This window comes from Streptomyces sp. NPDC045778 (assembly GCF_056431945.1).
Map to the genome: position 1 here is coordinate 112,513 of NZ_JBWKJZ010000030.1, position 11,618 is coordinate 124,130.

10 protein-coding genes are annotated in these 11,618 nt (G+C 73.2%); all 10 read left to right on the forward strand.

Annotated elements, in window-relative coordinates; translation table 11 throughout:
* Window positions 1-12 precede the first annotated feature (12 nt).
* The 10 genes from AC07GB_RS30890 (at window position 13) to AC07GB_RS30935 (ending at window position 11,435) form a co-directional block, all read left to right on the forward strand.
* Window positions 13-1,632: a glycerol-3-phosphate dehydrogenase/oxidase gene (locus AC07GB_RS30890; protein ID WP_478851176.1), complete on the forward strand. Its 1,620-nt coding sequence runs from the start codon at window positions 13-15 to the stop codon at window positions 1,630-1,632.
* A gap of 116 nt (window positions 1,633-1,748) precedes the next feature.
* Window positions 1,749-2,813, forward strand: a complete 1,065-nt coding sequence (locus AC07GB_RS30895; RefSeq protein ID WP_478851178.1) for an LLM class flavin-dependent oxidoreductase — start codon at window positions 1,749-1,751, stop codon at window positions 2,811-2,813.
* A 128-nt stretch (window positions 2,814-2,941) separates the two neighbouring features.
* On the forward strand, window positions 2,942-3,724 hold the full coding sequence (locus AC07GB_RS30900; protein ID WP_478851180.1) for a phosphorylase family protein: 783 nt from the start codon (window positions 2,942-2,944) through the stop codon (window positions 3,722-3,724).
* Window positions 3,725-3,770: 46 nt separating this feature from the next.
* On the forward strand, window positions 3,771-5,093 hold the full coding sequence (locus AC07GB_RS30905) for an amidohydrolase (protein ID WP_478851182.1): 1,323 nt from the start codon (window positions 3,771-3,773) through the stop codon (window positions 5,091-5,093).
* Window positions 5,090-5,719, forward strand: a complete 630-nt coding sequence (locus AC07GB_RS30910; protein WP_478851184.1) for a sulfite oxidase-like oxidoreductase — start codon at window positions 5,090-5,092, stop codon at window positions 5,717-5,719. The genes AC07GB_RS30905 and AC07GB_RS30910 overlap by 4 nt, the downstream gene beginning before the upstream one ends.
* Window positions 5,720-5,786: 67 nt before the next feature.
* Window positions 5,787-6,512 (forward strand): ferredoxin reductase, encoded by a 726-nt coding sequence (locus AC07GB_RS30915; protein WP_478851186.1) that lies wholly within the window; start codon window positions 5,787-5,789, stop codon window positions 6,510-6,512.
* Between the two features lie 125 nt (window positions 6,513-6,637).
* Window positions 6,638-7,309: a FadR/GntR family transcriptional regulator gene (locus AC07GB_RS30920; RefSeq protein WP_478851188.1), complete on the forward strand. Its 672-nt coding sequence runs from the start codon at window positions 6,638-6,640 to the stop codon at window positions 7,307-7,309.
* A 158-nt stretch (window positions 7,310-7,467) separates the two neighbouring features.
* Window positions 7,468-8,622, forward strand: a complete 1,155-nt coding sequence (locus AC07GB_RS30925) for a PAC2 family protein (RefSeq protein WP_478851190.1) — start codon at window positions 7,468-7,470, stop codon at window positions 8,620-8,622.
* A gap of 301 nt (window positions 8,623-8,923) precedes the next feature.
* Entirely contained in the window at window positions 8,924-10,678 is a 1,755-nt protein-coding gene (locus AC07GB_RS30930) for a S8 family peptidase (protein ID WP_478851192.1), read from the forward strand.
* A gap of 61 nt (window positions 10,679-10,739) precedes the next feature.
* A complete protein-coding gene (locus tag AC07GB_RS30935; RefSeq protein ID WP_478851194.1) occupies window positions 10,740-11,435 on the forward strand; it encodes a hypothetical protein in 696 nt (231 codons plus the stop codon).
* Window positions 11,436-11,618: the final 183 nt, after the last annotated feature.

Sequence of the window (11,618 nt, forward strand, 5' to 3'; positions counted from 1 at the left end):
GGAGCAATAACCATGACCACCCTAGAGAGCGGCCCCGTCATCTCGGCACTCGGGACGCCGCCGTCGGCCGGCGGCAACCCGAGCCGTGCCGAGACCCGGGAACGCCTTTCCAAGGCGGCGTACGACCTCCTGGTGATCGGCGGCGGCATCCTGGGCATCTCCACCGCCTGGCACGCCGCGCAGTCGGGTCTCAGGGTGGCCCTGGTGGACGCCGGTGACTTCGCCGGCGCCACCTCCTCCGCCTCCTCCAAGCTTCTCCACGGCGGTCTGCGCTACCTGCAGACCGGCGCGGTGAAGCTGGTGGCGGAGAACCACTTCGAGCGGCGTGCGGTGTCACGTCAGGTGGCACCGCACCTCGCCAACCCGCTCACCTTCTACCTGCCGGTGTACAAGGGCGGCCCGCACGGCGCCGCCAAGCTCGGCGCGGGCGTGTTCGCCTACTCGGCGCTCTCCGCGTTCGGCGACGGCGTCGGCCACCTGCTCTCCCCCGCCAAGGCGGCGCAGGACGTGCCGGAGCTGCGCACCGACAACCTGAAGGCCGTCGCGGTGTACGGCGACGACCAGATGAACGACTCCCGCATGGCCCTGATGACGGTCCGCGCGGCCGTCGAGGCGGGCGCCGTCGTCCTCAACCACGCCGAGGTCACGGGCCTGCGCTTCACCAACGGCCGGGTGACGGGCGCTGACCTCAAGGACCGCAGGTCCGGCGACGAGTTCGGCGTCAACGCCCGGCTCGTCCTGAACGCCACCGGCCCCTGGGTCGACCACCTGCGCTCGATGGAGGACGCCAACGCGGCTCCCTCCATCCGCCTGTCCAAGGGCGCGCACCTGGTCCTCAAGCGCACCGCCCCCTGGAAGGCCGCCCTGGCCACGCCGATCGACAAGTACCGCATCACGTTCGCCCTGCCGTGGGAGGACATGCTGCTGCTCGGCACGACCGACGAGGAGTACGAGGGCGACCCGCGCGACGTCTCGGTCACCGAGCAGGACACCGCCCAGATCCTGGACGAGGCCGCGTTCTCGATCCGGGACCAGCAGCTGTCCCGGGACCTGATCACGTACTCGTTCGCGGGTCTGCGGGTGCTGCCCGGCGGCCCGGGCGACACCTCCAAGGCCAAGCGCGAGACGGTCGTCACCGAGGGCCGCGGCGGCATGCTGTCGGTCGCGGGCGGCAAGTGGACGACGTTCCGCCACATCGGCCGCACCATCATGAAGAAGCTGGAGTCGCTGCCGGGCCACCCGCTGGGCGACGATTACGAGCCGATCTCCACGCTGCCCAAGAAGCTGCCGCTGCCTGGCATCGCCAACCCGCGCGCGGTCGCCCACCGGCTGCTCGTCGACGGCCCGGCCCCCGGCCCGCGCATGGCGCCGGACACCGCCCGTCACCTGGCGACGCACTACGGCTCGCTGTCCTTCGACATCGCCCGCCTGGCGAACGAGAACCCGGAGCTGGCCGAGCGCGTCCACCCCGACGCCCCGGAGATCTGGGCGCAGGTCGTGTACGCGCGGGACAACGAGTGGGCCGAGACGGCCGACGACGTGCTGCGCCGCCGTACGACCCTGACGATCCGCGGCCTGGCCACGGACGAGGTCCGCGGCAAGGTCGAGGACCTGCTGGGCAAGAAGAGCTGACCCAGGAGTGATCTGTAAGGGGCGGTCGCCATGGCGACCGCCCCTTACGCATGCCTCTACAGGGGGTGCCATACCGCCGCCACACCGCGGCAACGTTCGACCCGCACCTTTGAAGCATGAAGTTTCAAGTGCTTTCCCTCATCTCCCACTCCCCGCATCCGCTGACCGGTGAACTGGCCACCGCCGCCGACCGGTTCGCCGACGTCGTCGAGGTCGGCGTCGAGGCGGAGCGGCTCGGGTACGACGCGTACGCGGTGGGCGAGCGGCACGCGGGCGAGTTCCTGTCGTCGAGCCCGACGGCCGTCCTCGGCGCGCTCGCGGCCCGCACGTCCCGCATCCGGCTCCTGACCGGCGTCACCGTCGTCGCGATCCTGGACCCCGTGCGGATCGCCGAGGACTACGCGACGCTCGACCAGCTCTCGCACGGGCGCGTGGAGCTGGTCATCGGCAAGGGCGCGGAGGCCGGCCACTTCGACCTGTTCGGGCTGGACGAGGCCCGCCAGTGGGACCTCCAGGAGGAGAAGTACGAGCTGCTGCGCAGGCTGTGGCGGGAGGAGAACGTCGACTGGGAGGGCGAGTTCCGCCCCGCCCTGAAGGACGTGACGACGGTGCCGCGCCCGTACGCGGGGCCGCCGCGCGTCTGGCACGGCTCGGCGACCTCGCTCAACTCCCCCGAACTCGCCGCCAAGCACGGCGATCCGCTGTTCACCGCCAACGCGATCCAGCCGCGGGCGGCGTACGCGAAGCTGATCGCGCACTACCGCGAGCGGTTCGAGGCCCACGGCCACGACCCGGCGAACGCCCATGTGGCGGCGGGCTCGGGCGGGCTGCTCGTCGCCGACAGCGCGGAGCAGGCCGTGAGCCGCTACCGGGACCTTTACGAGGCGAAGGTGCGCCAGACCTTCAAGCCGCACCTGGAGGGCAAGGCGGGTTACAACACGCCCTTCCGCACCATCGAGGAGGCGATCGCCGACGGGCCCCAGCTGATCGGCTCGCCGCAGCAGATCATCGACAAGATCCTCGGCTACCACGAGGTGTACCGGCACGACCTCCAGTCCATCACCGTCGACGGGTTCGGCCTCCCGCGCGGCGAGCAGATCGAGACGCTCCAGCGCTTCGCGGAGGAGATCGCGCCGGTGGTGCGCGCGGAGGCGCCGTCCCGGCTGTGGGACCCCTCGTGACGGCGGCCCGCCCGGCCAGGCCGGGGGCTCCGGACCGCCCGGCCACCCCGGCGCGGGGGCCGCGGGCGGCTCCCGGCACACTTCCCCCGAAGCCTCGGAGCCCTCGGAGCCCAGCCAGGAGCGCGCAGATGACCATGACCCCGGCGTCCCCCGCACCGCTGCCCATCACCGGCGTGCCCCGCGCCGGGCTGCCCCCGTACGCCGTCGTGGTCGGTGACCCCGCCCGCGCGGCAGCCGTCGCGGACCTCCTCGACGACGCGAAGGAGGTGTCGTACCGCCGCGAGTACCGCACGTACACCGGTGTCTGGCAGGAGTTGCCCGTCGTCGTGGCCTCGCACGGCGTGGGCGCGCCCGGGGCGCTGCTGCTCTTCCAGGAGCTGGCGCAGGCGGGTGTGACGCATTTCATCCGGCTGGGCACGGCGGGCGCGATCCGGCCCGGCATCGCGGCCGGCGACCTGGTCATCGCGGACGCGGCGGTACGCGACGACGGCGTGACGGGGCAGCTGATCCCGGTGGAGTACCCGGCGTTCGGGGCGCCGGAAGCGGTGCTCGCGCTGACGCGTGCGGCGCGGGCCGCCGGGGCCCCGCACCACCGGGGCGTGGTGTGGACGCGGGCCGCCTTCCAGCCCGGCTTCGTGCCGCTGCCCGTAGAGGCGTACGAGCGGGCGGGCATCGCGGCCATCGAGATGGAGCTGAGCGCCCTGTACGTGTTCGCCTCGACGCGCGGTCTGATCGCGGGTGGGGCGCTCGTCGTGGACGGCGCGAACGCCGACGAGCTGGTCGACGAGGAGGCCACCGGCGGCTACGACCCGCACCGGACGGTGGTCGCCGACGGAGTCGCCCGCGGCGCCCGGATAACCTTGGACGCGCTGCGCCTGTTGGCCGCCGACGTCCCCGCGCAGGCCGGCTGAGCCCGGCGAGAACCGCCCGCGGAAACACCCTGGAGATACGCGCCACATGCTCCCCCTAGACCTCCTCGTCCACGGCGGCGACGTCCTGACCCTCGACGCGTCCGGCACCGTGGTGAGCGACGGCGCCGTCGCCGTGCGCGCCGGCGAGATCGCGGCCGTCGGCCCGGCCGAGCGGCTCCGCGCCGAGTACGCCCCGGCCGAGGAGATCGACGCGCGCGGCTGTCTCGTCCTGCCGGGGCTCGTCAACACGCACACGCACCTGGCGATGACGCTGCTGCGCGGCACCGCCGACGACGTCACCCTCCAGGGCTTCCTGGAGCGGGTCGTGCCGCGCGAGGCCGAGCTGCTCACGCCGGAGACCGTCGCGGTGGGCCTGCGGGCGGCGATCGCCGAGTCGGTGCGCGCCGGGGTGACCACCGCGCTCGACATGTACTGGTTCCACGAGGCCGCCGAAGAGGTGGCGCGCGAGGCCGGGTGGCGGCTGCTCACCGGGCCGACGTTCATGGACGTGCCGGGGCCGCCGGACGGCCGCCCGTACGCGGAGCGGCTCGGCTGGGCGGGTGCCTGGCTGGCCGCACGCCCCGCCGCGCCGGGCACCAGGCCGGTCCTCTTCGCGCACTCCGCGTACACCCTGGCGCCCGACCAGCTCGCCGCGATCACCGCGCTGGCCCGCGCCCACGACGCCCTGCTGCATCTGCACGCCGCCGAGAACACGACCGAGGTGGACCTGGTCAGGGAGCGGTACGGCATGCGGCCCGTGGAACTCCTCGACTCGCTCGGCGTGCTCGGCCCGGACACGCTCCTCGCGCACGCCGTCGAGCTGACCGACGCGGAGATCGCGACGCTGGCCCGCACGGGTACGTCCGTCGCGCACTGCCCGGCGTCGAACCTGAAGCTGGGCTGCGGCATCGCGCGCGTACCGGATCTGCTCGACGCGGGCGTCACGGTCGGCATCGGCACGGACGGCGCCGTGAGTTCGAACACGCTGGACGTGCTGGGCGCGGTCCGCCTCGCGGCGCTCGTGCACAAGGCGGGCGGCGACCCGACGGCCGTCGGCGCCGAGCAGGCCGTGCGGATGGCCACCATCGAGTCGGCGCGGGCGCTCGGCCTCGGCGACCGGCTCGGCTCCCTGGAGCCGGGCAAGCGCGCCGACCTGATCGTCGTCGGCCTCGACCGGCCGCACCTGGCGCCGCGCCACGACCCGTACGGGACGCTCGCCTACGCCGCAGCGGGCGCCGACGTGCGTGACACCGTCGTCGACGGCCGCGTCCTGATGCGCGACCGGGCCCTGCTCACCCTGGACGAACCGCGCGTGCTCCGCGCCCTGAGCAAGGCCGTGGCCCAGGCCGCGCCCGCGCGGCTGTCATGAGTGCGCAGCCCCCCGCGCCGACGCGCGGCTTCACCGGGCGCGCCCGTGCCGCCGACCGCGACCCGCGCCTGCCGCCGGGCCAGTACGACGCCCGCGACACCTGGCCCGTGCTCTCCGCCGAGGTCACGCCCCGGCTCGCGGCCGCCGACTGGACGTTCCGCGTCGGCGGGCTCGTGGCCGGCCCGCGCACCTGGACCTGGGACGAGGCGCACGCGCTGCCCGCGTCCGAGTACCGGGGCGACATCCACTGCGTGACGAGCTGGTCCAAGTTCGGCGTGCGCTTCGGCGGCGTGAGCGTGGACGCGTTCCTCGCCGGGGCAGGCGGCCCGCTGCCCGCCGCCACGCACGTCGTCGCGTACTCCCACACCGGTTACACCGCGAACCTGCCGCTCGCCGACGTGACCGGCGGGCGGGCCTGGATCGCCTGGGAGTACGACGGGGCGCCGCTGCCGCCCGAGCACGGCGGGCCCGCCCGGCTCGTCGTGCCGCACCTGTACTTCTGGAAGAGCCCCAAGTGGATCGCGGGCCTGGAGCTGCTCGACCACGACGAGCCCGGCTTCTGGGAGAAGAACGGCTATCACCACCGGGGCGACCCGTGGCGTGAGGAACGGTACGCCGGTGACTGACACCTCCTCGGGGGCGCCCGGCCCCTCTTTCGACCCTTCCACCCCTTTCACTCCTTTCACCCCTTTCGTGCCCCCGAGCGCCTTCGCGGTGCCCGGGCGCATCGCCGTGAGCGAGCAGACCGCGGCCCACTGGCAGCAGGCCCTGATCACGGAGATCCGCCGTGAGACGCACGCCGCGGCGACCTTCCGGCTCAAGGTGCCCGCGTGGCAGGGGCATCTGCCGGGCCAGCACCTGATGCTGCGCCTGACCGCGGCGGACGGCTATGTCGCCCAGCGCCACTACTCGCTGGCGTCCGCCCCGGACGACAGCGGGGAGATCGAGCTGACCCTGGACCACGTGCCGGGCGGCGAGGTCTCCGGGCATCTGCACACGGTCGCGCGGGTGGGTGACACCGTCGAGGTGCGCGGCCCGCTGTCCGGTTTCTTCGCCTGGCCCGGCGACCGGCCCGCGCTTCTGCTCGGGGCGGGCTCCGGCGTGGTCCCGCTGATGTCGATGGTCCGCCACCACCGGCGGGCCGGCCTGACGGTGCCGCTGCGCCTGCTCGTCTCGGCCCGCACCCGCGCCGATCTCCTGTACGCCGACGAGTACGGCGACGAGACGGACGTGATCCTCACCCGCGCCGAAGGACGTCTGCACGCCGGGCACTTGGCGCCCCACCTCGGCGCCGGACGCCCCGAGGACGGCTGGGAGGCGTACATCTGCGGCTCCAACGGCTTCGCCGAGCACGCATCCCGGCTCCTGGTGGACGGCGGCCAGCCGGTGGACCGGATCAGGATCGAACGCTTCGGCTGAACCCGGTTCCCCGCAGGGCTCCGAGGGACATAATGAGCCGATACATCGGATGTCTATTGTCCTATTAGGGTCTTCCTGGGCGTCCGATGTCCTTTCCTGCTGCTCTTCCCCGAGGCGAGGTCCCCATGGCTGTCACGGACGAGGCCATCGAAAAGATCAAGGGCATGATCGTCTCGGGCGCGCTGCGCCCCGGCGACCGTCTCCCCAAGGAAAGCGAACTGGCCGCCGACCTTGGCCTGTCCCGCAACTCGCTGCGCGAGGCGGTGCGCGCGCTCTCCCTGATCCGCATCCTCGACGTACGGCAGGGCGACGGCACGTACGTCACCAGTCTCGATCCGCAGCTGCTGCTCGAGGCCCTGAGCTTCGTGGTCGACTTCCACCGCGACGACACCGTCCTGGAGTTCCTCGCCGTACGCCGCATCCTGGAGCCCGCCGCGACGGCGATGGCGGCCGCGCGGATCAGTGAGGCGGAACTGGACACCCTCACGGAGCAGTTGGATGCCCTCGGCACCGCGCCGTCCGTGGAGGAGCTGGTGGCCTGCGACCTGGAGTTCCACCGCGTCATCGTGCAGGCGTCGGGGAACTCCGTCCTGTGCTCGCTGCTCGACGGCCTGTCCGGGCCGACGACGCGGGCCCGCGTCTGGCGCGGCCTCACCCAGGAGGACGCGGTCAGCCGCACGCTGCACGAGCACCGGGCGATCCTCGGCGCCCTGCGCGACCGGGACGCGGAGGCGGCCAGGTCCTGGGCGACCGTGCACATCGCGAGCGTGGAGCAGTGGCTGCGCTCCACCCTCTGAGTCCCGGCCAGCGCGGCTCCACCCGGAAGGGCAGGAGTGAGGGGCGGTTGACCTGGGCAGTGATCCGGCACTCGGCGCCGCCGGGGGGCTGCGGAGGCCCCCGCGGGACGCCGTAAGGTTGGGGCGTACTTAGAGGAGAACGTCGGAAGGAGGCCTGGGTGATCGAGCTCGAGGGGGTACCCGAGCTGATCGACCCGGTCATGGTGGCCGCGTTCGAGGGCTGGAACGACGCCGGCGACGCCGCCTCCACCGCGGTCGCGCATCTCGACAAGGAGTGGAAGGGCGAGGTCTTCGCGGCCCTGGACGCGGAGGACTACTACGACTTCCAGGTCAACCGCCCCACGGTGTGGCTGGACGGCGGCGTGCGCAAGATCACGTGGCCGACGACGCGGCTCTCGGTCGTGCGCGTCGGCGGCGACAAGCCGCGCGACCTCGTCCTGGTGCGGGGCATCGAGCCGTCCATGCGCTGGCGTTCGTTCTGCAACGAGCTGCTCGGCTTCGCCCACGAGCTGGGCGTCGAACTGGTCGTGATCATGGGCGCGCTGCTCGGCGACACCCCGCACACCCGGCCGGTCCCGGTCAGCGGCGTCACCTCCGACCCGGACCTGGCGCGCACCATGGACCTGGAGGAGACGAAGTACGAGGGCCCGACGGGCATCGTCGGCATCCTCCAGGAGGCGTGCACGCACGCGGGCGTCCCCGCGGTCAGCCTGTGGGCCGCGGTGCCGCACTACGTCTCGCAGCCGCCGAACCCGAAGGCGACGCTCGCGCTGCTCAACCGCCTGGAGGACCTGATCGACCTCAGGATCCCGCTGGGCGAGCTGACGGAGGACGCGCGCGCCTGGCAGCTCGGCGTCGACCAGCTGGCCGCCGAGGACAGCGAGGTCGCCGAGTACGTGCAGTCCCTGGAGGAGGCACGGGACACCGCGGAGCTGCCGGAGGCCTCGGGCGAGGCCATCGCCCGCGAGTTCGAGCGCTATCTGCGGCGGCGCGACGGGGGCGGCCCCGGCCAGGTCGGCGGCGTGGCGTCGGAAGGCGAGGGCGCGGCCTATCTGCGGGACACCCCGAGCGAGCGCACCCGCCCGCCGAAGCCGCAGCCGCGCGCGGAGGCGGGCGCGGAGCCCGGCCCCGGATCCCCGGCGAAGCCGTCACCGGAGGACAAGGGCGAGGCCCTGGACAAGAGCGAGGCTCTCGACAAGGGCGAAGGCGAGGACAAGCCCGACGGCGGCACGGGCGGCACCTCGGCCGACGAGCCAGCCGACAAGCCGACCGACGAGTCGGCCGACGGACCCGGGGATTCCTCCGAGGACTGAGCGGCCGCGTCCCCGGACGCACCGGCCGACCGGCAGCGGCCCGGAGGGGCGGCACCCACGCGGTGCCGCCCCTTTCGTGTGCCCGCGCGCCCTCCGTGTGCGCTCCCACCCCACCCGTCTCGCTACCTTTGGCCGGTTTGCGCCGTGACACGGGATTGTCGATGAATTGCACACGGTTCCCTCATCAACTTCTGTTCAAACACCGTTCTGGGAAAGGGGGCTGGACGTCCCGGCCCAGCGGTAGCAGGGTGTGCAGCGACCGAACGCCCGAGGTCCGGGAACCGAAGGGAGCGGTGAAGCGATGACCGACCAGGTGCGGCAGGGCGGCGATCCGGGAGGCAGTGGCCCTGGACCCGACGGAGCGGGATTCACCTATCGGGCGGCCGAGCAGGAACTCATCGTCGTCGCACGGCCGGAGGCCCGGCTGCGCGCCCAGGAGGACGGCGTCCGCTCGGCGACGGGCGCCGACGTCTCGGCCCTGAACATGTTCCTCAGCGACGAACAACTCACCTTGGAGCCGCTGTTCGGCAGCGAGGACCGGCTCCGGGCGACGGCGGCGGGCGCGGTGGACGACGTGCCCGACCTCACCCTCTTCTACCGGGTGCGCGGCGGCGCGGACCGGGCCCCGGAGCTGCGCGCGCGGATGTCGGCGCTGCCCGGCATCGACACGGCGTACGTCAAACCCGGCGCGGTCCCCGCCACGCTCGGCGCGATCGGGCGGCAGGGCGGCGCCGGCGAGCCCGAAGAGGGCAGGCGCCGCAAGGAAGGCGCCCCGGTCACCCCCGACTTCACCGGCCGCCAGGGTTATCTGGGCCCGGCCCCGGAGGGCGTGGACGCGCAGTGGGCCTGGCAGCGGCTCGGCGGCGGCGGTGCCGGCGTGACCGTCATCGACATCGAGGGCGCCTGGCAGCTCAGCCACGAGGACCTGTCCGCGAAGCTCGCGGGCGTGGTCATCGGCACCCCGGTCCAGGACCTGTCCTGGCGCAACCACGGCACCGCCGTCGTCGGCGTGCTGGGCGGCGACCGCAGCCCGGCAGGCGTCACCGGCATCGTGCCGGACGCCGTGACGGCGGCCGCCTCCTTCCTCCCCAGCGGCACTGCGGCGACCATCCACGCGGCGGCGGACCGGCTCGCGCCCGGAGACGTCATCCTCATCGAACTGCACAGGCCCGGGCCGAAATTCGACTACGAGGAGCGCGACGACCAGCGCGGCTACATCGCCGTCGAGTGGTGGCCCGACGACTACGCGGCGGTCCGCTACGCCACGGCGAAGGGCGTCATCGTCGTCGGGGCGGCGGGCAACGGCTCCGAGTCGCTCGACGACGCGCTGTACGAGCGCCGTCCGGACGAGTTCCCGTCCTGGTGGCGCAACCCGTTCAACCCGTCCAACCCGTCGTCCGACGCCGTCCTGGTCGGCGCGGGCGCGCCGCCGCCCGGTACGCACGGCCGTGACCACGGCCCGGACCGCTCGCGCCTGGCGTTCTCCAACTACGGGGCGCGCGTGGACGCGCAGGGCTGGGGCCGCGAGACCACGACGACGGGCGGCTTCTGGAACCAGCCGGGCGACCTCCAGGGCGGTGTGGAGGAGATCGCCTGGTACACCGACACGTTCTCCGGCACGTCATCGGCGGCACCGATCGTGGTCGGCGCGGTCGTCTCGCTGCAAGGCATGCTCAAGGCGGCGGGCCAGCAGCCGATGACGTCCGCGCGGGCGCGTGCGGTCCTCCGGGCGACGGGCTCGCCGCAGCAGGACGCCCCGGGCCGACCGGCGTCCCAGCGGATCGGCAACCGCCCCGACATCAAGGCGGCGGTCACCAAGCTCCTGCCGTCGGCGGTGGGCTCGGGCCGCGCCGAGCGCTACTGGGACGAGCTGCTCCCCTACCCGCCGGAACTCCCGCCGCGCCTGCGGCTCTTCGTGGCCGGGGAGTGGCGCAACCTGAACCACCCGACGCCCGAGATCCGCCAGGCGGTGCACTCCGCCTTCGCGGGCGGGTCCCCCGACGTACGCGTCTGGTTCTCGGACGACGAGGTCGTGGGCCTGGTCGTCACGGGCTGAACCACGGCAAGCGCAGGAAGCAAGGCAAACGGACCGACCATTGAGGGAAGGTGGCACCCGCATGAGCACCACCCCGCAAATGAGTCAGCTGGGCCAGCAGTACGGTCAGCAGCCCCCCGGCTCGCAGCAGTACGGCCAACAGCAACCGTTCGGCCAGCAGCAGCCGTTCTCCCAGCAGCAGTACGGTCAGCAGCCCTTCGGCCAGCAGTACGGGCAGCAGGGCCCGAGCACCGCGCCGCCGCAGACCGGCCAGCAGGGCCAGTTCGGCCAGCAGCGGCCGTTCGGCCAGCAGAGTCAGCAGGGCCAGCAGCAGCCCTTCGGTCAGCAAGGCCAGCAAGGCATGATGCAGGGCCAGCAGGGCATCGGCCAGCAGCAGGCCCCGGGGCAGCAGATGCAGAGCCAGCAGATCCCGCCGCACCTGCGCCAGCAGATGCAGCAGCTCGGCCAGCAGCAGCCCTTCCAGCAGCTGCTCCAGCAGCTCGGCCAGCAGCAGGTCCCGCAGGCACAGGCGCCCACGATCTCCACCCAGGCCCTGTCGGGCAACGTGGCGGAGAGCTTCTGGGACGTCCTCCAGCCGCTGCCCGGCCAGGCCACGCTGCTCTACCTGTACGTGGACGGGGACTGGCGCGTGTTCATCAACCCGCTCGACCGCACCCGCGACCAGGTACAGGAGGCGTTCGCGTACGGGCAGCCGGTCATCGGCTACTACGACACCAACAACCCGGGCATCCTGCTCGCCATCGTGATCACCAAGTGATCCGTACGACCGGCAGGTGAGGCACAGGTAGGAGTACGACGGCGGGGGGGGGGGGGGGGGGGGGGCCCCCCCCCCCCCCCCCCCCCCTTCCCCCCCCCCCCCACAACCCCCCCCCCCCCCCCCCCCCCAAAAGCCCCCCCCCCCCCCCGAACTCCCCCACCCCTGGCGTGATTTCCTTCCTCC